Source organism: Bacteroidetes Order II. bacterium, from assembly GCA_016788705.1.
In the GTDB taxonomy this organism is placed as follows: Bacteria; Bacteroidota; Rhodothermia; order Rhodothermales; family UBA2364; genus UBA2364.
In genome coordinates this window covers 74,754-100,005 of record JAEUSQ010000025.1, presented here as the reverse complement: position 1 = coordinate 100,005, position 25,252 = coordinate 74,754, and the positions used below count along the sequence as shown (strand labels likewise).

General features: G+C 46.0%; 23 protein-coding genes. 9 read left to right on the top strand and 14 right to left on the bottom strand.

The window, feature by feature from the left end; translation table 11 throughout:
- Positions 1 to 2: 2 nt before the first annotated feature.
- The 7 genes from JNN12_06730 to JNN12_06700 all read right to left on the bottom strand — a co-directional run bounded on the left by JNN12_06730 (position 3) and on the right by JNN12_06700 (position 6,313).
- The gene (locus tag JNN12_06730; protein MBL7978018.1) at positions 3 to 713 is read right to left on the bottom strand and encodes an SDR family oxidoreductase; all 711 of its coding nucleotides are present in this window, start codon (positions 711 to 713) and stop codon (positions 3 to 5) included.
- Between the two features lie 155 nt (positions 714 to 868).
- Positions 869 to 1,966: a class III poly(R)-hydroxyalkanoic acid synthase subunit PhaC gene (gene phaC / locus JNN12_06725; protein ID MBL7978017.1), complete on the bottom strand. Its 1,098-nt coding sequence runs from the start codon at positions 1,964 to 1,966 to the stop codon at positions 869 to 871.
- 126 nt (positions 1,967 to 2,092) lie between these two features.
- Positions 2,093 to 3,220, bottom strand: coding sequence for a hypothetical protein (locus JNN12_06720; protein MBL7978016.1), 1,128 nt, complete (start codon positions 3,218 to 3,220; stop codon positions 2,093 to 2,095).
- Positions 3,221 to 3,345: 125 nt separating this feature from the next.
- On the bottom strand, positions 3,346 to 3,744 hold the full coding sequence (locus JNN12_06715) for a hypothetical protein (protein ID MBL7978015.1): 399 nt from the start codon (positions 3,742 to 3,744) through the stop codon (positions 3,346 to 3,348).
- A gap of 65 nt (positions 3,745 to 3,809) precedes the next feature.
- The gene (locus tag JNN12_06710) at positions 3,810 to 4,340 is read right to left on the bottom strand and encodes a hypothetical protein (protein MBL7978014.1); all 531 of its coding nucleotides are present in this window, start codon (positions 4,338 to 4,340) and stop codon (positions 3,810 to 3,812) included.
- A gap of 73 nt (positions 4,341 to 4,413) precedes the next feature.
- Entirely contained in the window at positions 4,414 to 5,181 is a 768-nt protein-coding gene (locus tag JNN12_06705; protein MBL7978013.1) for a bacterial transcriptional activator domain-containing protein, read from the bottom strand.
- A gap of 160 nt (positions 5,182 to 5,341) precedes the next feature.
- The gene (locus tag JNN12_06700) at positions 5,342 to 6,313 is read right to left on the bottom strand and encodes a LysR family transcriptional regulator (protein MBL7978012.1); all 972 of its coding nucleotides are present in this window, start codon (positions 6,311 to 6,313) and stop codon (positions 5,342 to 5,344) included.
- Positions 6,314 to 6,564: 251 nt separating this feature from the next.
- Between JNN12_06700 and JNN12_06695 the strand changes: the two genes are divergently transcribed.
- The 3 genes from JNN12_06695 to JNN12_06685 are packed head-to-tail and all read left to right on the top strand — an operon-like array spanning position 6,565 to position 7,834.
- Positions 6,565 to 6,852 carry a redoxin domain-containing protein gene (locus JNN12_06695; protein MBL7978011.1) on the top strand — a complete coding sequence of 96 codons (288 nt, stop codon included), beginning with the start codon at positions 6,565 to 6,567 and terminating at the stop codon, positions 6,850 to 6,852.
- A 48-nt stretch (positions 6,853 to 6,900) separates the two neighbouring features.
- On the top strand, positions 6,901 to 7,389 hold the full coding sequence (locus JNN12_06690; GenBank protein MBL7978010.1) for a transposase: 489 nt from the start codon (positions 6,901 to 6,903) through the stop codon (positions 7,387 to 7,389).
- A complete protein-coding gene (locus JNN12_06685; GenBank protein MBL7978009.1) occupies positions 7,379 to 7,834 on the top strand; it encodes an IS1595 family transposase in 456 nt (151 codons plus the stop codon). Before JNN12_06690 ends, JNN12_06685 begins: the two co-directional genes overlap by 11 nt.
- Before the next feature lie 22 nt (positions 7,835 to 7,856).
- Here the strand turns inward: JNN12_06685 and JNN12_06680 are convergent, their stop codons facing one another.
- The 4 genes from JNN12_06680 to JNN12_06665 all read right to left on the bottom strand — a co-directional run bounded on the left by JNN12_06680 (position 7,857) and on the right by JNN12_06665 (position 15,139).
- Positions 7,857 to 11,168, bottom strand: coding sequence for a VCBS repeat-containing protein (locus tag JNN12_06680; protein ID MBL7978008.1), 3,312 nt, complete (start codon positions 11,166 to 11,168; stop codon positions 7,857 to 7,859).
- A gap of 262 nt (positions 11,169 to 11,430) precedes the next feature.
- Complete coding sequence (locus tag JNN12_06675) at positions 11,431 to 13,221, bottom strand: long-chain fatty acid--CoA ligase (protein MBL7978007.1); 1,791 nt, start codon at positions 13,219 to 13,221, stop codon at positions 11,431 to 11,433.
- Positions 13,222 to 13,255: 34 nt separating this feature from the next.
- Positions 13,256 to 13,561 carry a hypothetical protein gene (locus JNN12_06670; GenBank protein MBL7978006.1) on the bottom strand — a complete coding sequence of 102 codons (306 nt, stop codon included), beginning with the start codon at positions 13,559 to 13,561 and terminating at the stop codon, positions 13,256 to 13,258.
- 33 nt (positions 13,562 to 13,594) lie between these two features.
- On the bottom strand, positions 13,595 to 15,139 hold the full coding sequence (locus tag JNN12_06665; protein MBL7978005.1) for a hydroxymethylglutaryl-CoA reductase: 1,545 nt from the start codon (positions 15,137 to 15,139) through the stop codon (positions 13,595 to 13,597).
- 319 nt (positions 15,140 to 15,458) lie between these two features.
- Here JNN12_06665 and JNN12_06660 point away from each other — a divergent pair, with 319 nt between their 5' ends.
- The 4 genes from JNN12_06660 (at position 15,459) to JNN12_06645 (ending at position 20,393) form a co-directional block, all read left to right on the top strand.
- Complete coding sequence (locus tag JNN12_06660; protein ID MBL7978004.1) at positions 15,459 to 16,376, top strand: serine hydrolase; 918 nt, start codon at positions 15,459 to 15,461, stop codon at positions 16,374 to 16,376.
- A gap of 269 nt (positions 16,377 to 16,645) precedes the next feature.
- Positions 16,646 to 17,911, top strand: coding sequence for a DUF5103 domain-containing protein (locus JNN12_06655; GenBank protein ID MBL7978003.1), 1,266 nt, complete (start codon positions 16,646 to 16,648; stop codon positions 17,909 to 17,911).
- A 197-nt stretch (positions 17,912 to 18,108) separates the two neighbouring features.
- Entirely contained in the window at positions 18,109 to 19,434 is a 1,326-nt protein-coding gene (locus JNN12_06650) for a 4Fe-4S binding protein (GenBank protein MBL7978002.1), read from the top strand.
- Between the two features lie 77 nt (positions 19,435 to 19,511).
- The gene (locus JNN12_06645; GenBank protein MBL7978001.1) at positions 19,512 to 20,393 is read left to right on the top strand and encodes a hypothetical protein; all 882 of its coding nucleotides are present in this window, start codon (positions 19,512 to 19,514) and stop codon (positions 20,391 to 20,393) included.
- Between the two features lie 6 nt (positions 20,394 to 20,399).
- Here the strand turns inward: JNN12_06645 and JNN12_06640 are convergent, their stop codons facing one another.
- Complete coding sequence (locus JNN12_06640) at positions 20,400 to 21,569, bottom strand: homogentisate 1,2-dioxygenase (protein MBL7978000.1); 1,170 nt, start codon at positions 21,567 to 21,569, stop codon at positions 20,400 to 20,402.
- 23 nt (positions 21,570 to 21,592) lie between these two features.
- Complete coding sequence (gene hppD / locus JNN12_06635; protein ID MBL7977999.1) at positions 21,593 to 22,720, bottom strand: 4-hydroxyphenylpyruvate dioxygenase; 1,128 nt, start codon at positions 22,718 to 22,720, stop codon at positions 21,593 to 21,595.
- 189 nt (positions 22,721 to 22,909) lie between these two features.
- Between hppD and JNN12_06630 the strand changes: the two genes are divergently transcribed.
- Positions 22,910 to 23,134, top strand: coding sequence for a hypothetical protein (locus JNN12_06630; GenBank protein ID MBL7977998.1), 225 nt, complete (start codon positions 22,910 to 22,912; stop codon positions 23,132 to 23,134).
- A 5-nt stretch (positions 23,135 to 23,139) separates the two neighbouring features.
- Positions 23,140 to 23,700, top strand: coding sequence for an NUDIX hydrolase (locus JNN12_06625; GenBank protein ID MBL7977997.1), 561 nt, complete (start codon positions 23,140 to 23,142; stop codon positions 23,698 to 23,700).
- A 36-nt stretch (positions 23,701 to 23,736) separates the two neighbouring features.
- Here the strand turns inward: JNN12_06625 and JNN12_06620 are convergent, their stop codons facing one another.
- Positions 23,737 to 25,248, bottom strand: coding sequence for a Gldg family protein (locus JNN12_06620; protein MBL7977996.1), 1,512 nt, complete (start codon positions 25,246 to 25,248; stop codon positions 23,737 to 23,739).
- Positions 25,249 to 25,252: the final 4 nt, after the last annotated feature.

The following is a 25,252-nucleotide window of genomic DNA, read 5'->3' as shown; positions in this document are numbered from 1 at the left end:
TCTTACATATAATGGCCACCGTTCACAGAAAGGACGTGGCCGGTTACAAAGCTGGATGCAATAGGAGAAAGCATATACACCACCGCCCAAGCAATCTCCTCCGGTTTCCCAAAGCGCCGCATAGGAATTTGGGCATATATTTTTTCCTTCACGGGTTCTGGAATAGGCTTGGTCATATCTGTTTCGATAAAGCCAGGAGCAACCACATTTGCCCGAACTTTGTACCGGGCACCTTCTTGTGCGAGGGTTTTTGCCATTGCAATGACGGCTCCCTTTGTTGCTGCATAATTGATCTGTCCAATATTGCCCCGCTCGCCTACAATGGAACTCACCAGAACCACTGAACCTTCCTTTCGTTCATACATTCCAGCCAAATTCGGCTGAATCGTATTCCAGACACCCGTAAGGTTGGTATCCACCACCTCGTTCCAATCGCTGGTCGTCAGTTTACTGGCCAGTGCATCGCGGGTAATCCCGGCATTACAGACCACGCCATAAATAGGCCCTAAATCTTGTTCAATCTGGGCCATGAGTTGCGTCATTTCTTCAGGATCTGTGACGTTTGCCACATACCCCGTTCCTTTTTCGCCTTTTCCGCTACGATAATTATAGGCGACTTTGGCGCCCATTTCTTCGAGCAAATTGACTATGGCGGCACCAATACCGCGGTTTCCGCCACTTACAAAAATGACTTTGCCTTCGAGTCCTAACATGGTTATACCTCTTTGAATGTATCGTGAAGTGTTGAAGAACAATTCCACCTGCCGTACTAAGATTAAACGACGCCAGCACCCTCTTTCCCCGACGTTGCCGAATCGGAGAAACAAGGTGCTGAACCCTTTCCATTATGTAGAATTGTGTAATGTTATCAAGCGCGTTCCTTTAACCAGTTTGCAATCGTTGGAGGCAAACTTTGCTGTACCTTGCCACTTACGTACATGCCAATGTGCCCTACCGGAAACGATTGTACGGTATAGTCTTTGGATCCGATGTAATTTCCCAATGCGAGCGTGGACTTGGGCGGCACCAAGTGGTCTTGTTCGGCATAGATATTTAACACCGGAATGGTGATATTTTTCAAATCCACCCGCTCTTCTCCAATCATGACCTCCCCTTTGATGAACTTATTTTCCACATAAAATTGCTTATTAAACGAACGGAACGCCTCCCCTGCCTGATCCGGGCTATCAAAAATCCACTTTTCCATCCGCATAAAATTGGTCAGGGCTTTCGGCTTGTCTAAAACGTCCACCATTTCCACATATTTTTGCACACCCAGTGCATACGGTTTAAGCAATAGATACCCAAAATTCATGACATCACCCGGCATATTGCCCAATGTATCCACCATCAAATCCACATTGGCATCTTTCATCCAACAATTCAATAGCCCCCCTATCTCATCTGGCTCAATGTGAAAATCCACGGGCATCACCATCGTAATCAGGTTAGCAATTTTGTCTTGGTGCAAGGCGGTATAACATGTTGCCATCACTCCCCCTTGACAAATACCCAATAGGTGGATTTTTTCCAAGTTGTGGGCATCTCGGATATGATCCACACAAGCATCAATATAGCCATTGATGTAGTCCTCCAATGTTAGACACCGATCGGCGCGAGAGGGATATCCCCAATCAATCATATATACTGTTACGCCCAAATCAAGTAGATTTTTCACCAACGAACGATCTTCTTGCAGATCCACCATCGTGGGGCGATTGACCAAGGCATAGCTAATGAGTAGTGGTATGGTGGTTTTTCCGGAGACAGTGGGGGTATATTTAAACAAACGTACCTTGTCCATTTGAAAAACGGTTTCATATGGGGTAGGGCCAATTTTTATTTCGGACTCCTTCATTTTGCCCAAATGCCCTATGCCGAGATTGATCTTTTGCCGAACCTCATTAACTTCATTCATCACAGCCGCCGGATCAAGTTGTATGCCCATCATAACTTTATGTATCATTGGTACATCGTAAAAAAGTATTGATTTTTGCATTGTGTGCCCCAGCATGATTCTTCCGGCACGTTGACAAGGCACCTAAAATCAACATCTTATTTTTCGGTGTATCTGGGTTTAAGGAAAAGAAAATTAAGAAAGTCCTGTTTTTGGTTTTCGGGTTGTTCGTTTTTTGGACGGAACCATTGGTTCTACCTCCCCATTTGCTCCCATTTCTTGGGACTGATTCAGCCGGAGTTTGGCTTGTATCTCTGCAAGGATTTCCGCCTGCTCCGATACTTGTTTTTTGAGTAAGGCTACTTCTTTTTCCGCTGTAGTGCGCCCATGTTCAGCGGCACGTACTACCTTCCGCAGGGTATAAACCCGCTCAATCAGGTCATCCACCTGGGTAAGGGTTGGCAGGTCATGCGCCTCCAGCAAAACCTCGTTGAGCGCCCGTTTGGTTTGTCGGAAACGGAACGATGCATTCAGGTAGTTTAGTTGTGCTTGTACATATTCTTCGGTTTTAAAGACCTCCATAAACACCTCGTCGGTCACACCTGCCCAAACCCGCGAAAGTTCCCTTAAAGACGTAATGGGTTTGCCTTCTTGCCCTCTTTCCCAAACGGTTTTGGTCATCTGGGCCACCACCGAAGCCCATGTTTTAGCTATTAATTTCTGATATACCTGCTCGGCTTCTTTTTCCTCCTGAAAAGCGTTCATAGACTGCCCGACCAATTGCGTATAATTGCGCATCATCCCCAATCCTGGGGCATCAAACGTTTTCCCACCAGCCTGATCAAACAGGTGCTGCATAAACCGGACACCAGATTGCATCCATTCTTCCGGATTACTGGAAGCCACAAATCCTTCTGACGATGCTTTATAGGACTCAAAAAGGTCATTTCCCATACCTTGGAACGCCTTAAACTGCGAAAGAAAGGCTTCCCAACGTGTTTGATAGTCCTTTAGATTTGCGTGCGACTTAGAGACCGCATCGGTGAATTGCTTGCTGAGCGATTCCTGATATCGAGAAAATTCGGCAGGAAAATCGTTCGGTGATTTTATCCGCTCAAGAAAATCGGTTGCTTGGCTGGCAAAGGTTTGCATGGCCGAAAGCCATACTTTTTGGGCACTTTCCGCTTGTTTTAACACTCCGGCAGCCCACAAAGGCTCTTTCTGACCAAACGACTGCATGGCTTGGGAGAATTGTTGCTGCCACTGCGACCATCCTGCTTCTAAGAGGCTCTGCCACTGGCGGCTTGCGTCTTCAAACATCATCACTTACTCCTTTCCGGACTACAATTGAACCGGTTAACGTTTACAAAATACCTCTGGAGGACCGAATGCCGAAGCCGTTCTGCCCTCCAGAAAGTGTCCCCTGCTATTATTTTACTTGTAACCGATTAGTTCAGTTTAAATAAGCCTGTGGCCAGCTTCGTGAACTTTTCGTTATTGGCTTGCACCTGCCCAAGATAGGTTTCTGTCATGTTGAGCACAGATGCACTTTCTTTCACCCATGCCGCTTGCATTTTTTCGACCATCTGAGAGGCTAAAGCCATATTTTGGGCCTGAAGGGCCAGTGCTTTGTCAAATGCCTCGTTGGCAGCTACTTGTACCGATTCTTGATTTTTAGTAAATGCTGCAACGGCTTTTTCGTACAGCGCTTGGGTTTCCGCCATGTTCTTATCCATTTGTTCTTGTCCTTGTGCTACCGCCTGTTCAAATTGGGCTTTGGCTTCCACCAAGGTATTTTCATACCACTTAGCGGCTTCTTTTACAGCGTTGTTTACTTCGTTTGCCATGATTTTTTCCGGTTTATATTGATAATTAAAGCGTTATGCGGTTGAATTCCGGAGTTCACTGACTATCAGGCATCCGGTTTTTGTGGACGTTCCAGTTCCAGAATCCGAGCTTTCAAGGCTTCCACTTCCGATTTTAGCTGCCTGTTTTGTTCTGCCAGCGCCACCGGATTCATCACCTCTGGCCAAGGACTCATGGTTTTTCGGACCACTTCGTCCATTTGCGTCTTCAGTTGTTGTGCGCCAGCAAGACCGTGTTGCCAGCCACTCACCCACATCTCCGTATATCTTCGGGTGGCATCTTCCCATATTTTCAGTCCCTCTTCCATACTGGATGCAGGATGTCCTTCCATCCGGTATCGTTCAAGAGTTTGTTGGGTGATGGCCTGAAGCTGAGACTGCATAAAGGACAGGCCCTCGGCAAAATCGGTAAAATTAGCATTTTCATCCCCTTGAACGTGTTTCACATTCCCCCGCCACGAGATACGCGGCTGCCCCTTTTCGTCCTGCCACAATTGTTGTGTAAAGCGAACCATGAAGGATACTACTTTGCTTTGTGTGGATTCCAGTTCTTTCCAAAGATCGTCTTGCTTGCTCATGTTCTTTATCTGTTGCGAAGGTAAAAAAAGACAGTTACAAATGGGTTACAAATCCGAATCGGTCGTAGGTTCATTAAAGTTGTTTGATCTCCACATAAAGCCGAGTGGTTTGTGGCAAAGGCTCGACATCATACAAATCCGCCAAGACATCAGCACATTTCTCATAGGTACGTAGCGCCATGGGCCGATTTCCCAAAATGACATAGGCCCGCATGGCCAATCGGTATGCCTCCTCCCAACCTTTTTCGAAGTCTATAACCCGCTGTGCCAAATGTAGCGCTTCGGTTGCATTATCCAACAACACAATTTCTGCCAGAGTGGTCATAGTACTCAAGGCTAAGGTATGAAGCCGTTCACGGGCTTCACTTGCCCAATCTTCATAAGCCCGTCCGGGTAAAAAGGGACCTTCATAAAGGATTAAGGCTTCTCGGAGCAACGCCATTGCCATTTCTCTTTGTGCCGAAACGTTTTGAATTCCCGAAGCGATTTTTTGCTCAAAAACCACCACATCACTTTCCACTAGCCGACTATCTAAGGCATAGCTCACACCACTTCGTACCACCACAGGCGACTTCACCACATTTTTAAACGCCTGCTGAATGCCATTTAAAGCCACCTTAAAATCGCGTTCCGATGCCTCACCCGATAATTCCGGCCAAAGGGCCTCGGTAATCATCTCGCGATGCCGAAAAATCCCTTTTGTGGCAAGGAAATACTGAAACAGCTGAAGGCTTTTGTCCCGCTTCCAAATATGAGGCGAAAGACAGGTTTCGCCAGCATAAACCGCAAAACCGCCCAATGTCCGCACAGACAGTTCTGGACGCCAGGATTTGGATAACATCAACTACAAATAAGATAACATGACAGCCGAAAAGAATTTTCCGGCCAATGAAATGCAGGGGAATTGCAGATGAAGTATAAGGTCGTAGCTCCTCTTCTGCAAGCCTAAACAGAAGATTATTTATTGAATCAAACACACGTCCAATTACTTACCCACTGTGCTATTTGTTTACCCTTAACAGGCCAAACAACGGAATGCGGTCTTCCTGCGGCTCATACAATACTTCTCCCTCGCGGAATTTTAGCCGTGTCATTGGCGAAAGTTGACGAATAAAATCAAACATATAGCGCGAAACGAGCCGATGTTTCTGATAAGCAACCCAAGTGGTGGCCGATGGAAAAAGGTGGGCCAGCGAAATAGCCGTAAAATCGGAGTCCGTCTCACTTTCATATGCCATTTCAGCAACAATACCCACCCCCAGTCCAAGGCGGACATAAGTTTTGATCACGTCGGCATCGCTGGCTGTGATGACAATATTGGGATGGATGCCCGATTGTCGGAACGTTTGATCCAATTTACCCCTTCCCGTAAATCCCATCGAGTAGGAAATTAGCGGGTATGCCGCAATATCCGATAGCGTAAGTATGGGAACTTCGGTGAGAGGATGCCCATGTGGAACCAATAACAGACGATTCCATCGGTAACATGGTATGGCCAACAAACCATCAAAATCGGATAAAACCTCTGTACATATTGCAATATCTACCTGGCCGTCTGCCAACAATTTGGCATTCTGCACCGGCGTATGCTGAAACAACTGCATTTTGACCTTGGGGTGCTGGGCCATATACCGAGGCATTCGCGTCGGCAAATAATAACGGGCCTGCGTATGGGTGGTGGCCATCCGAATCAATCCTGTTTCCGGTGAAGTAGCTAAGTGGGCAATCGTGCGAATATTTTCTACTTCCTGCATCACTCGTCGGGCATGTTCATATACTTGCTCGCCCTCTTTAGACAAACCCAAAATTCTTCTCCCCCGACGCTCAAACAAGGATACACCAATGTCTTCTTCTAATTGTGTGATGTATTTACTAATGGCTGGTTGGGTTGTAAACAAGTGTTGGGCCGTTATCGTGAGGTTAAAATGATGATCAACAACCGCCAATAGGGCAGATAAATGCTGTAATTTCATATACTTAATAGGATAAAAACCAAAACTTAGCCATTTGCAAACAGTGCGGAACTAAAAATAAGGGCTACTATTGATGGCATTATAACATTATGGCATAAACAAGACCTCCATTTTGCAATAAGTTGCAATTTGAAACAACATCATTAACCAAAACAATTTCTCTTATGTCATTACCATTAGGCGATATCGCCCCAATTTCACTGTAGAAACGACTTTTGGAACCATCCGTTTACATGATTGACTAAGGGCTACTGTTCTCGCATCCGGCTGACTTTACCCCCGTCTGTACCACGGACTTAGGCCGAACCGCTTTGCTTTCCGATGAATTTACGAAGCGTGGAGTGAAGGTTATTGCTGTCAGCGTGGACGATCTCGACGCCCATGCCCGATTGTTTGCAGTCAATGCCTCCCGGATCATCCCCACGAGTGGGCGAAATTGGTGGTGCTATTGCGTTAATATCATTCCTAGTAGCCATTTTAACAGAATGGTGCTAAACATTCAGCGAATTGTGTTAATGAATTTCAGAACATTAAAATAATTTTTGGCTCAATTATGATTTCAAGTTGTTTTTTACCTTTGTGAGACTATGCAGTTACTCAGGATACAAGAAATTGTTGACGACCGTCTTTGTTACGAGAAAGTCAGGGAGTTGCGTTGGTCGGAAGGGGTTAAATGCCCGCATTGCCAAAGCAAGAAACACAAACGGCACGGCCACCACAACACGAGTGAACACCGATATCGTTATCAGTGCAAGGGTTGTCAAAAATATTTTGACAACCTGACGAACACCGTTTTTCAAGGGCATCATCAGCCATTGAAAAACTGGATTATCTGCCTGTACCTAATGGGCTTGAACTTGTCGAATGCACAGATAGCCAAAGAGTTAGGGTTGACAGAGAGTGATTGCCACGCTATGACCAGCCTGCTTCGAGAGGGTGTTTACGAAAAACGCCCGCAAGAGATTTTGACCGGAGAAGTTGAATTTGACGAGTTATACATCATTGCAGGCCACAAAGGGCATCCTGAATCTGTAAAAAAAAGGTCGAAAAGGACGGCGGCGGCGCTTGAAGGGTAAACGGGGTCGAGGCACCGCACAAGACGACAAAGTGCCTGTTTTGGGCATGATCCAGCGAAACGGTTTTGTCATCATTCGCGCCTTGGAAAACGTTCAGCAAAAAACGATTCAGCCATTGATCCAGCGTTTTGTTCAGGCCGACAGCAAAGTTTTTACGGACGAATACAACATATATAACTGGTTGTCAAATTTTTACGAACACAAAACCGTTAACCACGGACAAGGTGAATTTGCCAGAGACGAAGACGGGGATGGAAAATTTGAAGTACACGTCAATACGATGGAATGTTTTTGGTCACTGTTAAGACCGTGGTTAAGACCTCATCGTGGTATCTCTCAGGAACGAATGCCTTTTTATCTGGGATTCTTTGAGTTCCTGCACAACATCAGAAAAAGAGGAAGCAACTCTTTGACCGGTTTACTCACACTCTTAATCGCAACTTGAAATCATAATTGAGCCTAGTTATTTACTTCTCCCCATCATCATGTAGTCCTCCCTTTATTTGCCATGTTTTAACCGATTTGTTATTAATACCTGCAACAAGGTGTGGGCCGTGTGGGGTGTTTATCCAGTGCAGTTCTCGGATTTCCAACGGCGCATAAAAGCCACTATCCACCGAAGCAACAGGCTCAAGCATCAGACGCCCATTCCCCAGCAGAATAAGTCCCTGAAGTGCATCCTGATACCCCGTTTGCGCCCGTTCGTGGTAGTTATTCCCGCCTATGACGAGATCGGGATGACCGTCTTTATTTAAATCCCTCACCAAAAACGCATGGATGGGTGCAAATTGCGCCTCAATCGGCAACGGACGGGCGGTAAAGTGCCCTTTGCCATCATTCACAAAAAGCATTGATTCGAAGGTATAAACCGTGTTTTTCTGCGCCTTTCCTATCTGTTCGGTACTCAGAAAATCTTGCATGGTGGCATTGGAGTACGAAGCAAAAGTGGTAAAAAATCGCCGTAGAGGGGCTAATTGGTCCAAGAGTTCGTCGCGCGAAGGCAAGGGGTAGCTTTTTCCTTGGATGTAGTAACTAATAATCGGGTCTATGCTACCATTTTCGTCGTAGTCTCCGGCCAATAACGTCATGGGTTCTTTTATCGAGGGTTTCATTTGGTTATTCAACCCCTGATTTCCGGCCAAAAGGTCGAGATCGCCATCGCCATCCATATCTGCCACCTCCAAAGTATTCCACCATCCATTGGTTTGGGCAAACCCACTTTGTTCAGAGATTTCCAACGTTTCCCAATGGTCTTCAATGTTAAACACCCGGATCGGCATCCATTCTCCGGCGACGACCAATTCCGGCTTTTTGTCGCCCTGCACGTCCATCCAGGCCACAGAAGTTGCCATTCCGACATATTTTAGCACTTCCGGCGTCACATCCACCAATTTGCCTTGCTGATTTTCGAGCAAAAAACTACGAGGAACGGTTGGGAAACGCCCCGAAAACGAATGACCCGTTCTAAAAACATCAAGGTCGCCATCGCCATCTGGATCTGCGACGGCCACTTTTCCGCCACAACTCTGGATCACAGGCAGCACCGATTTGGTCAGATTTCCTTTACCATCATTCACATAGAGCCGGTCTTGGTAGGCGGGATTGAAACCGCTTTCGTCTGCATCGGCATCATTTCCGCCAGACACCACATAGAGATCGGGATCCCCATCACCATCTATATCAAAAAAGAGGGCATCCACGTCTTCAAAATCGGTATCTTGGACAAACGCATCCTGCGATTTTTCGAGAAAGGTTCCATCCGGCTGTTGCAGATACAAGGCACTGACCTGTCCTTTGGCTCCTCCCACATACACATCATCCAAGCCATCCCCGTTCACATCGGTCGTAGCAAGGGTTGGCCCCATTTTAGACAGTTTTTTGGGCAATAAGACCTCTCGTTTAAAGTCATTAAAATCATCCTCTGCATGGATAAAGTCTATTCCCCGTTCCACTTCGGTAAACAAAAAAGGAAGGGGTGTTGTCCGATTTGTGGTCTGTGTTGTTTCGGCATTCGCCTGCTTGAGGGTTATGGTTTGGTTGGTGCGTATGTTTGGCAAGATTTGCTTTTCTCCTGTTGGCCACACCACTTCTAATTGCACCTGTTCTAAATCCCCCAATCCAAAATAAAGAATTGGTTCTACGGAGGATTGATAACCCCGCTCTACATAGTTCTCCTTGACAAACAGTTGATATTTTTCTTTGCCTCTTAGGGTTACTTTGGCTCCAATTCCAAACCGATTGCGCTCGGAGCCTTCAAACTCCACCTTTAGGTAGCGCCCCCAGCCTTGTTCGGCGGCCATATTTTGATAGACAAAAGCCACTTGATTGATGTTGTTCACCACCAAATCGAGGTCGCCATCCAGGTCTAAGTCTGCATATGCGGCACCACTCGAAACCGAGACCTGATCCAATCCCCAAGCCTCCCGTCTATTTTGAAAAGTAAGTTTTCCTGTGTTTTGATACAAGTAATTTTTTACACCAGACGATGGGATTTCTTTGACCAATGCAAACAAATCCACTTCTTGTCCGGCCAGTTGCGCTTTTCGCCGCGCTTCACCGTACTTATACCGGAGGAAATCAAGATCGGTATAATCCCTCAAATACCCATTGGTGATATAGAGGTCTTGCCAGCCATCGCGGTCGAAGTCTGCAAAAAGCGAGGCCCACGACCAATCGGTATTGGAGACGCCTGCCAACTGCCCAATTTCCTGAAATTCGCCACGCCCATTGTTCAGTTGTAGCATATTCCGCATGTACTGGGGATGATAGCCATGTGAGAGGAGCATTTGCACAAAATCATACATATCAGGGCCTTTCAGTATTTTTTGTCGTCGGTTATCTTCCGGCAACATATCTACTGCAAAGAAATCCGGATAGCCATCGTTGTTGATGTCTCCCACATCGCTCCCCATCGAGTTTTTGGTGGTATGCCCCATTCTCGTTCTGAGTTCTTCTTTAAAGGTTCCATCTTTTTGGTTGATGTAGAAGTAATCGTCTTCATCGTAGTCATTGCAGACGTACAAATCCGGCCAGCCGTCCAAGTTAAAATCCGAAACAGCAGCACTAAGCCCGGCCCCGATGGGGTTGGCAATGATTCCGGCCACGTCGCTCACATCGGTAAATTTCCCATTATCGTTCCGATAAAGCCGGTCTCCAGCAAGAGGGTCTTTGGCCCGTTTCATATAGGCGACATCAAAATACTGGTAGTTTTTCACCATCTGATTCAACACAAAAACATCCAAATCTCCGTCTCGGTCATAATCAAAAAAATGGGCCTGCGTGCCATGCCCAAAGTCGTCAATGCCAAATTGGGCTGCTTGTTCACTAAACGTTAGGTTTTTATTATTGATATAGAGTTCATTACGTCGCAAAGGTTCATCCACATCGGCCCCATAACTCACGTAAATATCCAGCCAGCCATCGTTATTAACATCAGCAAACGTTACCCCTGCCTTCCAGCCACGCTTCCCTTCTACCCCTGCAGATTTTGTGATGTCCACAAAAGCCAGATTTCCCTTGTTCAGGTAGAGTTTATTCTGCCCCATATTGGCTGTAAAGAAGACCTCTGGCAAGCCGTCGTTGTTCAGGTCTCCCACCGCCACCCCAGCACCGTTATAAAAAGTGGCAATTTCCATAATATTGAGGCCGGGTTTTTCGACGAGGGTATTTTGAAAGGTGATACCCGTTTTCTCTGGTGGCAAAAGTTGAAACAAAGGGGTTTGTGCCCATGCTGCTACCGTAAACCAGTAACTACAAAAGAATAGCAATGCGTATTTCATGTTTATGCTTAATAGTAGGATATATTTCTTTTCCTATGCCTTTATTAACTCCGTCATCAGCGTAATGTCTTTAGGGTTGTCCCCATGAACTTTACTTGGGCTTATTGAGCATGGTGCGCTTTTTGGCCTAAGTTAGCGGGAAGTTACAAAATCTTACCTGTTTGAATGGTGTCGCGTTCCATAAACCCTGTTCCTCCCCTAATAAAAAGAGCCAAAGGCAGCAAAAATGGCCTCTGGCTCTCGATCTCTTATAGAAAATGCGTTATTCCTGATACATCGAGGCAATCACATCCCCGTATTTTTCCTGAATCACCCGCCGCTTCATCGAGAGTTTCGGCGTCAATTCGCCCCCTTCAATGCTGAAAGGTTCTTTTAACAATCGGAAGTCTTTAATCTGCTCCCAATGTGGCAAGTTTTTGTTGCAAGACTTGATTACCTTCATCAGGTGTGCACGAACTTCTGGATGATCCCAAACTTGGTCTTCGGTTAAGCTATGTCCGGCCTCTTTCATTTCATGCAACAACGCAGGTATGTTCAAGACCAACAACGCTGAACAGAATTTTTGTCCATTTCCAATTACAATTGCTTGTTCTATCTCTGGAGTCAGTACCAATTCATTTTCGATGGGTGCAGGAGCAATGTACTTACCCGTCGAAAGTTTCAGTAGTTCTTTTTTACGATCGGTGATAAACAAGTTTCCGGTGTGATCCAACCGCCCAATGTCTCCGGTTGAAAACCAGCCGTCTTCGGAGAGTACTTCGGCAGTTTCTTTTGGTTTTTTGTAATACCCCTTCATGATGTTTGGGCCGCGTACCACAATTTCGCCTTCGTCCCCGCTCCCTCCTTCTACGGGAATTAATTTCAGCTCCACTCCTTTAAGGATAGCGCCTGCGGAACCAGCTACCAACCGATCTTTGTTATAAATCGTCAAAACCGGACTGGTTTCGGTGAGTCCATACCCTTGTGCCGTTGGAATGCCAATCCCATTCATGAAACTCATGATTTTAGAAGGCAAGGCCGCCCCACCACTGGTAATTCCAACCAAATTGCCTCCAAACAAATCCCGAAATTTTGACAAGACCAATTTATCTGCCAATTTCCAGCCAAGTCCGGTTTTAGGTGTCCCAACTTCATAGGTATTGGCTTTATGGAATGCCCAACGTGCCAATTTGCCTTTAGCACCTGGCGTGGCCTCCACTTTGGTTTGAATGCCAGTATAAACTTTTTCCAATAAGCGTGGAACGGTAGTAAAGTGGACGGGCTTTATTTCCTGAATGTCTGCGGTAAACGTATCAATATTTGGGATAAAGTACATTGGGAAGCCACTACTAATCGCCAAAAACGTCATGCAACGTTCAAAAATATGGGACAGGGGTAAATAGGACAACAACTTCCCGCCGCCGTGTTCCTCGGTATTGATAAAAAACCCATGCTCTTTCACCGCAATCACATTGGAAACAATGTTCCAATGGGTCAACATCACCCCTTTGGGCATTCCGGTTGTCCCTGATGTATAGATGAGCGTTGCAAGGTCTTCTGGTTCAACGGCAGCCACTATTGCGGGGTAGATGGCTTCCTCCGTATTCAAAAGCGCCTTTCCCTGCGCCATAACCTCATCAAGGGTCTTCATCCGATCATGAAACCGCCCTAAGATACCCACCAGTTGCAGGTCTGGCAATTCGTCCACATAAGGCGCAAACACCTGAAACAGTTTTTGCGAAGAAGTGATATGGACCTTGGTCTCGGAATCTTCCAAGATATACTTAATCTGCTCACCTGGCTGTGTGGCATAAATGGGAACCGTGACAGCTCCAAGGGAAAGAATGGCCAGATCGCACAAGATCCATTCGGTACAATTTTCACTGTGAAGCCCAACACGATCCCCTTTCCGGATACCCAGGCCGTATAGTCCCATCGCAAAGCGGGCTACTTTTTTCCGGAAATCCTCAATTGGGGTTTCAACCCATTGCCCGTCGCGTTTTACGGCCATACAAACACCCGTCTTGTTAAGGGGGTATCCTTCTTCGACTAATTGCAAGAGCGTCTTTTGCATGAGACTTTTGTTTTGGTTAAAGGGTGCTTTGGTTTTATTGAGGGGGTTTTATTGACTTTGCAACCACAAATCCAGTCATCTTTTTAAGCGTTGCCACCCCTTGGACTTCCTCGTTTTTCTTCAACGCTTTTAAGTCTTTCTCCATCTGCTGAATGCTTTCCGAGTACTCATAGGTCTTCCGGTATTGCTCCAGAAACTCAACCTCTTGGAACGCCACCTTTCCCCCCATTTCCGATACATAATAAAACACTTCGGACTTGACAGACTCTAATTCAGCTTCTAATCGGGCGATCTCCGATTTTAATTCAAGATAACGCCGGAATGCAGGTTCGTGCTCCATTCTAATTGCTTTCTAACCCAGAGAAACAGTTTATTAACGGTTCCGGCCATACTGTTCATGGCTTGAAACCCAGTCGGAAGAAGAAATGGCAGAACCCAGGCTTAATTCCCCAGCTAATACCACACCTGCAATAATTTCCGCAAGTTTGTACACCCCATTTCGACCATAGCAGCCCATCATCTCAAGAGATTCGCGCTGTGTGGCCAATCCCGTACCTCCGCCATAAGTGGCAATAATCAACGAAGGAATGGTAATAGAGATATATAAATCTCCTTCTTTCGTGACTTCGCTAAACAAAATACCTGCCGAGGACTCCGAAACATTGGCCACATCTTGTCCTGTCGCAATAAAAATAGCCGTAATCCCATTGGCAGAGTGACAACCATTGTTGTTTGCGCCCGATAAAATAGAGCCAATATTGGCCACTTGGCTGTGGTAAACCAACTGTTCGGGCTCCACTCGCATCACTTGCTGCAAAACACTTCGCTTCACCACGCATTCGGCTGTAACCCGCTTGCCCCGCGTCCGCATGATGTTAATTTGCGAGGCTTTTTTATCAGTCGCAAAATTTGACTCCAAATAAAAATGGGCAATATGGTGATCTTTATAGGTGTCTAAAATCCAACTACAAGCCGCAAATGTGGCCCTTCCCACCATGTTTTGGCCCGCAGCATCGCCCGTTCTGTAATTAAACCGGAGATACGCAAATTTATTGGACAAATACGCATCAATTTCTTTTAGTTTGGCGACACTACTGGTGGCTTCGGCATGTTCGGCGATTTCGGAAAAATGATCCTGCACCCACGAAACAAAATGGCGGGCACCCCGTGCATCGTCAAAAACAAAAACGGGCGCCCGTTGCATGGCATCTTGTACCACCGTGCATTTAACCCCACCCGACAAGTTCATGAGCTTAATCCCTCGGTTATAGGACGCAACCAAAGTCCCTTCTGTTGTTGCCATCGGAACCAGAAATTCCCCTTGGGCATATTCGCCATTCACCAGAATAGGCCCTGCCAAACCAATCGGTATTTGTGCGACCCCCGTAAAGTGCTCAATATTGCCTGCCGTAATATGAGGATCAAACGAATAGTGGTTAATGTGCTCGATCTTATGTCCCGTTTGTTCAAATACAAATTGTTGGCGGCTTTTTATAGCGGCTTCGCTATAATCGTCACGGTCGTCTCGTGGGATTTTCACTTCTTGCTTGTCTTCTCCAAGCCCGTCCTCTACTTTCAGTTTTAACTTACCAAACGGTTTGGACTCAAAAATCACTTCGATCTGGTGCTTCCCTGGCACAAGATGCGGCACTTGGGCCACGACCAATAACGTATCCCGAAGCGGCAAGACAATCGGGCTTTCTTTGCTGACATCAGGCGGATGAAGGATAACCCCGTCTGACTTAACCAGAGACACTTGCGAAAGCGAAATTTCTTCACCCTCCAATGAAACACTTAAAATTTTTACGATTTCAGCATCACTTAGTCGGTTCTTAATCTGAAAGGCAACACCTTGGGCTGTGTTTTTCAGGCTTCCAAAAGTATAGAGCTGTTTAAGCAGAAGGCTCGGTACAAACATGTATGCTGGGGCTTATAATTAAAAATGACTGATCTTGTTGCCTTTGAATATACTGTCAAAAGCGCTTTCAACAATGGCTGAATCTGAAAAAAATTAAACTTTGTCTTGCCAAGTAATTTAATTACATGATATATACCCTTTATTTAACATCACTTAATAATGTTAACATGCTAATAATGAACAACGTACCACCCCACTACCCTCATCAACAACATGGAACTACCCGGTGTCTTTGGCGCACGACTACATTTCCCATACGTGCGGGTATTTTCTTAGGTACAGAAGTTGTATCTTTTGGTAAACAATTAACCATATAAAAATGAACATCTACCGCATCCTCCTAATAGGTATGTTACTGGCTACACCGGGCTTCGGCCAGTCTCTTCGACGGGACACCGTCCTCGAAAACCGCCTTCAGGCACTTGCCAAACCTTTCAATGGCACGGTAGGCATTTACGTCCAACACCTTAAAACGGGCCGTTTTGCCGCTGTAAACCCAGACAGCCTTTTTCCAACGGCCAGTATGATAAAAGTACCCATCATGGCTGGTCTTTTCAACAAAATCCATAAAGGAGAAATCAAGTATCACGATACTTGGACCTATAAAGACTCTTTGCTTTACGCCGGAGAAGACTTGTTAGGCTCGTTTAAAGATGGGGAAAAAATAAGTGTAAGCAAGGTGGCCATGCTTATGATTACCACCAGTGATAATACGGCTTCTCTTTGGTGTCAGTTGATGGCTGGTACAGGAACTGCAATTAACGCCTTGATGCAACAAAGTGGCTTGGCGCATACCCGCGTCAATTCACGTACACCAGGCAGAGAAGCCATGCGTGGCCTCTATGGCTGGGGCGTCACCACACCACGAGAAATGACGCAATTGATGATCAGCATCCGCAAAGGCAACCTAATTAGTCCTGCTGCCAGCGAGGAAATGTATCGAAACCTTACCCGAATTTATTGGAACGACGAAGCCCTTTCACAGATTCCACCCACCATTCAAGTGGCCTCAAAACAAGGTGCAGTGGACCGTTCCCGATCCGAGACGGTATTGGTTAATGCACCTTCCGGAGATTACGCGTTTACCGTGATTACCAAAAACCAAACCGATACGAGATGGGTGTACGAGAATGAAGGATTTGTCCTATTAAGACAAGTTTCGGCTTTGTTGTGGCGCTATTTTGAACCCAAACATCCGTGGAAGCCCGCCGAGGGTATGAAATTGTTTTGGGACTGATCGGTTGTGGAAGCCAAGCGTTTGACAGAAGTTGGTGGTCAACAACAAGCCCTAGCAATGCGTGGCCATTCCATACCGTCTAACGAAGAAATCCGACTATAATCCCAAAGTCAAAAAATCCCCCCCTTCCAAACCCTTTGGATCAGTTTTTTATTTTTGTAAATTTGCATTCATCCTAAACAAACCCTAAATATCTAAACGCCCCTGTTTCATAGCGCCTTCGATACCTCTTTATTTCTCGCTTTTCCGAAACCTCAACACTGGACGTGATGAAACAACTTTTTTATTTATTTTTACTCATCCATCTGGGTGGATGTGCCCACATGATGGGACTTCAAGAGGAGAAAACGCCCATTTCAGACACATCTATTGCTCCACTCCCACCCATTGCCTCCATTCAACTGTATGCAGGAACCAATCAGACCCAAGCCCCGGTCATCCGTTTAAACAGTGATGAATTCCTCCAATTGCATTTTGATGTACTCTCGACGGATGCAAGGCCCCTCTCGGTTTATTTTTTTCACGAAGATGTAACGGGAAAGCGAGATTTGCAACCCATAGAATACATGCAGCTTGCACGAGAGGATGTGGTTTTAGAGACACGCCCCTCCAGCCATACCCAAATCCCATATACCCACTATCGGTATGTTTTCCCTAACGAAAAGATACAATTTCGGGTCAGCGGGCGTTATACGATTCGGGTCACAGCACAAGGAAGACCAGAAGACATTCGGTTTGAACGAACGTTTTTTGTATATGAAAACGTGGCTCGGCTCTCCAACACAGCCCAATTCATTCAAGGAAACAGAAGAGGAGGGTTCGATTTTTGGCCGGAGTTGGTGGTAGAATTGCCCGATCATCTTACCGCTAATGTGTATGACTTAACCGTCTGTGGCTATGAACATGCGCTTAATCATCCTATAATTTGTTATAAAGAACCACGATTGAACTTTTTTCCCCGAATAACCTATGGTCCTAACCGTCATGAAGCCTTTGCCGTCAAATGGGATCGGCGGGTTCTGGATCTGCGTCGGCTACAAAACGGGGGCAAAATTGAACAGGTAAACCGCTCACTTTCGCCCTTTAAGATAAAACTGATGACAGAACACTATGACCAAGATTTATATAGTGATGGCGGACGAACTTACGGGAACCCCCTATATGAGGCACATGATGTGCCAACCGGATATGAAGCGCTACAAGCCGAATATGTGGATGTTGTGTTTCGGTTTATTCCAGTGTCAAAAACGGCATTGCCTTTCCCTGTGTTTCTTCAGGGTGATTTTAATGAATGGAAAAAGGATACACCTTATAAAATGACTTGGTCAACAGAAGAACAGGCTTATACACTGGATGTACGGCTTAAACAAGGCTTGTTTGAATACCGCTATCATATAGATGATCCAGCGTTTGACCAAAGCCAGACCTCTCCGTGGTTCAATCGCACCTTGCGTTGGCAAACACTTGTTTTTTATAAAGACACCTTTTTAGGAAGCGATCGTTTGTTGGGAATGGAGCAACGAATTTGGGAATAACGATTCTTTTCAACCCTTCTCCTCCGATCGGTTTGAAAAGATTAGCCCCCACATGCAGGTTGATGTAGATAAAATCATGCCTTTTTACGTTCCGAAAGCAGCGTATCGGGTTTCTTTTACGCGGATTTTGACGGGCTATTTAAAACAACAATAGACCACCTTAATTACCACTTTAAAAGATTGTTATGGCAAATCGAATGACAGCAAACCCTTCCTATGCGTTCTCCAGACCTATTGGGCTTGGTATTTTACTTACAGGGCTATTAATCTGCTTGATAGCTGCCTTGGGATATGGCCCCAAAGGACCAATTTTCTCGCTGATAGCGGGGATTGGCGGCACAACTTTTGGGAGTATTTGGTACATTTGGGCTACGTACCAGCATACTTGGCCCGGTATCAAGAACAATTATGTGATGCAAAACACGTTTACGGCACGCGGAGTGGGCGGGTGGTTTTTGGGATTTTTGCTTACAGGTTTTTATGTACTGCTGTATTGGTTTCCCGAATATCTAAAAAACATGGTCGCCATCACCGAGCCGCTGAGTCAATGGATGCGTGGTGTTCCTGCTGATCAGTGGTTTTTGTACGGTTTGTTTTACACCTTGGCCGTTTTGGTGATGGGAGTCCGGATGCTTTATAAGTATCGTCATAACCGCTATCAAATTTTCCGGACGCTTTCCGTCATGTTCTTCCAAACCATGTTTGCATTTATCGTTCCGGCAGTGCTAAAGCTCATGAACGAGCCGGAATTTTATTTCCATTATTTTTGGCCATTGGATTATGACTATTTATTCCCCTCGACCGTACAATGGCTTTCTAATGGGGCTTCGGTTGCTTTTTTTGCGTTGATTGTGGGCATCGTGATGACTTTTGTTGTGACGCCCCTGCTCACCTATTTTTTTGGCAAACGGTGGTATTGTTCTTGGGTTTGTGGTTGTGGCGGATTGGCAGAAACCCTCGGAGACCCCTTCCGGCAATTATCAGACAAATCGCTAGGGGCTTGGAAAGTAGAACGGTGGATGATCCATACGGTGCTTCTGCTCATTGTCGTGCTTACGGCATTGTTATGGCTTAATTCATGGCAACAAGGTGCCTTTCTTGGGACATTCTCGCAATCATATGCCAAGTGGTATGGTTTCTGGATAGGTTCTGTTTTTTCGGGGGTCATTGGCGTGGGATTTTACCCAATCATGGGGTCGCGGGTATGGTGTCGCTTTGGTTGCCCGATGGCGGCACTAATGGGGCTACAGCAAAAGTGGTTTTCCCGTTTCAGAATTACGACCAACGGCGGTCAGTGTATTTCCTGCGGGAATTGTTCTACCTATTGTGAAATGGGGATTGATGTTCGATGGTATGCCCAACGCGGCCAAAACATCGTTCGTGCTTCTTGTGTAGGCTGTGGCGTTTGCGCCGCCGTATGTCCAAGAGGTGTGTTAAAATTGGAAAATGGGGCGCCAGACCGGAACGAACGCTTTGGCAAAACGGTTATAATACCTGCCGATAACGTGGATATTCTGACCTAAATTCAATAAAGAAAATTATGTATAAGTATTTATTTTTTATTTCTTTGCTATTGGGTTGCCATCAAGACAATGCGCCCATGACGAACCCCGTATCACAAAGAGCAAAGGCGGTTACAGAAACAGAAAGCACTACCACACCCCAATGGAATGCCCATTGGTTTGACGGAAAAGCCGAATTAACCGCTTATCACTTAGAACAAGCGCGGTATGGCGAAATCAGACAAGGGGAAGCCGTTACCATTTTTGTTACAGAAGATTTCTCGGCCCGCAAACAAGTAAAATTAGACCGCCCCGAATCCGCTGGCACAGACCGTATGCCCGTTTTAAAACTGAACCTTGTCAAAAAATTTCAAACCGGAATTTATCCCTATAGCCTGATGACGTCGGTTTTCACCCCTCTTCAAGGTACCTCCAGCCTAAAAGTTACGACCAGTGTGCAGGAGTGGTGCGGTCATGTGTTCATGCAATATAATTTACTACCTAACCAATATTCCTTTCGGGGCCTTTCCTACTTCGAGTCCGAAGGAGATGAAACCGGAACCTTGCCCAAAGTTTTGTTGGAAGACGAACTATGGACAAAACTCCGGCTAAATCCAGACCAACTGCCCACAGGCACTATGCAGGTCATCCCGTCCACGTTATTTTCTCGGCTGCACCACCATACACAAAAGGTAGTCAATGCAGTGGGCGAGTGGGAGAAAGCCCCTGATGACATGTTTGGCCAAACGCCCATGCGTATTTATAAACTGACCTATACCGAGCCAGAGCCAAGAATCCTTCGCATTGCCATCGAGCCGAATATGCCTTATGCCATTCTTGGTTGGACAGAAGACTATCAAGATGGATTTGGAAAAGCGGTCCCACTTCTCACCAAGGCTGTCCGAAAGAAAACCACCCGTTTAGACTATTGGAGCAAAAACAACAATTCCGACCTTTCCCTCCGTAAATTATTGGAATAAAATAGTTTATGTATGGCGTTCCGGCTGCCAAGACAACATATAGACCGGATCTTCCAAAAGGAGTGCTGTTTGGGTCAGTTGAAGCGGACGGAAGGTGTCCACCATAACCGCCCATTCATGGGTTTCCTTTTTTCCGATGCTGGCTTCTATGGTTCCCGGATGGGGTCCGTGAGCAATCCCGCCTGGATGCAAGGTGAACGAACCACGATTGATGCCCCGGCGGCTCATAAAATCGCCATCCACATAAAACAGCACCTCGTCAGAATCTATATTGGAGTGGTTATAAGGCGCCGGAATGGCCGCTGGATGATAGTCGAACAGGCGGGGAACAAACGAACAAATGACAAAATGATGTCCTTCGAAATGTTGGTGTACAGGTGGCGGCTGGTGAATTCGGCCTGTAATCGGTTCAAAATCGTGAATGGACGTAGCGTAGGGATACATATATCCATCCCAACCTACCACATCGAAGGGGTGATAACGGTAAATCAAACGGTTTAAAAAACCATTTTTGCGTATTTGTACCTCGAATGCCCCTGTTTCATCGTGGCAGACTAAGTCTTTTGGGACGCGAATATCCCGCTCACAAAATGGACTGTGTTCCAATAATTGCCCAAACTTATTGCGATATCGCCGTGGGAAATGGATTTCTCCAACTCCTTCGATGATCAGAAGTCTCGGCTGAATGCCCGCGTCAAACACAAATTGGTGGGTGATGGTGCGCGGAATATGAACGTAATCTCCCGACTTGAACGCCAAATTACCGAACATACTTTTCAAAACCCCCCTTCCCTCATGAACAAAAACCACTTCATCGGCCTCTGCATTTCGGTAAAACACCTTCATGTCCTCGGTTGGGGCCACAAGTGCCAACCTCACATCATTATTTCCCATGATATATTCACGTCCCGTCAAATAATCTCCATGAGGCTGGAAATCATGGCCTTTGATGTGCCGATGTTTTAGCGCCGGATCATCCACATATTCCACTTTTGCCGCAAGGGGTGGCAAGACAGCATCCACCAATGTTGGCGGATATAAATGGTATGCAATGGATGAAATCCCGCTAAAGCCTTCAGCACCAATAACCTCTTCTTGGTATAAACCACCATCGGGTTTACGAAACTGTATATGTCTTTTGGAAGGTAAATCTCCCAAACGATGATAGAAGGGCATAATATTAACCTGTTTCGATTGTATTAAAGGTTGCCGCGTAAGGATTGTTCACGTTCTATGGCCTCAAAAAGGGCTTTAAAGTTGCCTTTACCAAAAGAACGCGCCCCTTTCCGTTGAATAATTTCATAAAAAACGGTCGGACGATCTTCTACGGGCTTGGTGAAAATTTGCAACAAATACCCTTCGTCGTCGCGATCCACCAGAATACCCAGTTCACGCAAAGGGGCAAGGTCTTCGTCAATTTGCCCTACCCGATCCAACACTTCATCATAATAAACCCCTGGAACCTGTAAGAACGCAATCCCCCGACTCCGCATGGCCGTTACGGTCTCAATGATGTTATCGGTGGCAAGCGCAATATGCTGAACACCAGCTCCTTTGTAAAATTCTAAATACTCCTCAATCTGACTTTTTTTCAAGCCCGCTGCGGGTTCATTAATTGGCAATTTGATCCGCTCGTTCCCGTTAGACATTACCTTAGACATCAACGCAGTGTATTCAGTGGAAATGTCTTTGTCATCGAAGGAGACTAATTGCCTAAAACCTAATACCTTTGCATAAAACTGTGCATAGGTGTTCATCTCGCCCAATTCAAGGTTGCAGACCACATGATCAACGTATTTTAAGCCAATGGGTGTTGGCGCAAAATATGGATTTTGGTGCGCCACAAATCCTGGCATAAAAGGGCCTGCATAATCTTTTCGTTCTACAAAGGTATGGATGGTATCACCATAAGTACGTATGGCAGCAGTCACCACCGTGCCAAATTCGTCTTGAAGAGTAATGGGTTCGTGAACCGGAACGGCCCCACGCCCCACGGTCGTAGCGAACGAGTATTCGGCGTCATCCACCCAAAAAGCCACGTCTCGGACGCCATCACCATGCAAATGGGCATGCTTCGCCACAAAATGATCTGGATCAAGGGCTGTTGTAAAGAGGAAACGAATCTTATCTTGGCGGAGTACATACGTCACAGATTCGCGATGACCAGTCTCTGGGCCACGGTATGCTTCCATCTGAAAACCAAATGCGGTTTGATAATAATGGGCAGCCTGCTTCGCATTGCCCACATAAAACTCCACATAATCGGTGCCATTAATGGGCAAAAAGTCGGTTGGAGTCGCGTCGACAGGATGGATCAAAGGGTCCATAATGGATTGGGGTTAAGGTTAAAGAGCGTTTCTACTCGGTCCAAAATAACGGGATTTTGTGCGGTTTACATCCAAAACGCAATGTATTCGGAAATTCGGAGAAATACCGCTTTAGGTTGGACAATATAACGGACTACAAAATTTTATTTGGTCATTGTTTGGCAATTTAAACAAATAACAGAATATTACATGCCTCAATTTGAATTAAACCTAATGCAGCCTACGCCCTTTCGTGGGCTTGTTCGCGCCCGATCGAAACAAGAAGCACTTTTGTCATATTGGCCCGAAAACGAGGCGTCGTGCTTCGAAATACAAGACCGCTCAGATATACATGGCTGGCAGGCCATTACCTTAGAGCAAGAGATCATTGGCTATATTCGAGACCATAACCGGATGCGGTTCAGAAGAGATTAAGCCTTATGGAACACTTTACGGCCTTGGCAGGCGTATGGACGCTGCTTAAACGGAAATATTGGTACGAGTCTAAACATGGCAACCTCCGGCAAGACCATGTTCGGTTACCAAACGGGGCAGAAATTTTGGATTATATGGTGATGGAATATGCGGATTGGAGTGGCGTCTTGTGTATTACAGAGGAGGGTCATATTCTCACCGTAACCCAGTATCGGCATGGTGCAGCTTTAAGCAGTATCGAATTCCCTGCTGGGATGGTGGATGCGGGCGAAACCCCATTCGAAGCCGCCCAACGAGAACTACTCGAAGAAACGGGGTATGTTGCAGAGGCGTGGCAACCGCTCATGACCTGTTTTCCGGAACCGGTGAAACAAACCAACCAAGGCCATCTATTTGTAGCACGGAAGGCAAAGAAAGTATCTGAGCCACAAACCGAAGCAACCGAATCCTTACACATTCATGCCATTGCGCCCGATATTCTTTTCGAGTGGGCAATGGAGGGAAAAGTAATCCATGCGGTATATCAAGCCGCTATTTTCAAAGCCAGACTAATGGGCATCATCTGAATATTTTCCTGCTCATCACCCTGTTTGGATAAAAACCTAAGTATATCGAATATTTTTTCGCATTCGCCAGCGGAAAAAACCCAAACCTGCCACCAACAACGACGGAAACAAAATCGCAAACCACTTAATCGCACCCTTCGTCCCATCACTTACTTGGTCTAATGGACGCGGAGCGAGTTGTTTACTTCGGATGGATGCCAATGTTTGATCCTGTAAAAGCCAATCTATGGTATTCATGGCAAAAATCAGGCTGCCATCGGGTGGCTGTCCCACAACTCCTTCATTCATAAAATCTCCATCTCCAACAGCCAAAATACGCGTAGGCTTACTGGTTTTTCCAGATATAATTGCGCTCGGAAAACGGCCTTCATAGGCAGCAGCCAGTACATAAGGCCCTCCGGTTAGTACAGGATTGGGGGTTGCGTTCGGATCTGGTTGAATATTAAACACCGTTTTCTGAACCGAGCTGTTTGCAGAAGAGAACAGTAGGGGCGTCGCCTGAATACCTTTCCCCTTTTTGCCCAAATCAATCGTGCTAACAAAAGGTAACAACATTTCTCGTACGCCTTCAGTTACAGGATGGGCATTAAATTTGGTAACGATAGGCAAAAATGTATAAGGAATCTGCATGGTAAACGGTCCATTTTGCGCAGAAATAGGAGCACTCTGACGATCCTGCACCAAATTAGGCTGGAGTCCGATACCATATTTCTCGAAGAGGGTTTCTAATCCGGATTCAAAAGGATCCGCCACGCCTGTTTGAATACTGGCATTGATGCGGTTCAAGAAGAAACCTGCTTTCCCCCCCTGCATGATGAAGTCGTCGAGCGCATTAATGGCCGATGCAGGCAATGGTGACGTGGGTGCAATGACCATCAAAACATCCGGCTTTTCAGATAGTTGCCCCGTAGAATCAACCTGAACTTGAAGGGTGGTATAGCTCTTATCCAGCCCTTGTTTCCAAAAACGCATCACTTCATCCGGGTTGGGCTCCCCGTGTCCGGTTAGAAAACCAATCTTCGGTAGGTTTTCGGAAGACAATTTGCGGATAGCCGTAGAAAGGTCGTACTCCAGATTAGATAAGTCCTGAATTACGGGTAAGACTTCCTTTTTTCCCCCATAAGAAATGGTCAGGCCCATGTACGCATTCTTGATTTGGAGTGCGTCGTTCTCCATTACCTGTACCTGTATGGGTAGAACACCTGCTTCATTGGCGGCTTTTTTGTCTTTTTCGTCATCAGGACTATGGAACTGGTATTGGAATTTTTGTCCACCATAGGCCCTGTATTCATTCAATTTATCCCGTAATAACCGCCGATTGGCGCTATATGGCGCGGGCAAGTTATCGGTAAAATACACCTTGACGGTTACAGGGTCTTTGAGTTTTTGAACCAGCGATATAGATGAAGGCGCGAGGGTAAAAACTTGATCGTCTGTTAAATCCAGACGTCCAAACCAATTTACACCAATCAGGTTTATCACCACCAAAATAGCACCTGCCAATACCAAGGAGATTTTAGAAGTAAGGCTTTGTATTATTTTCAACATAGGA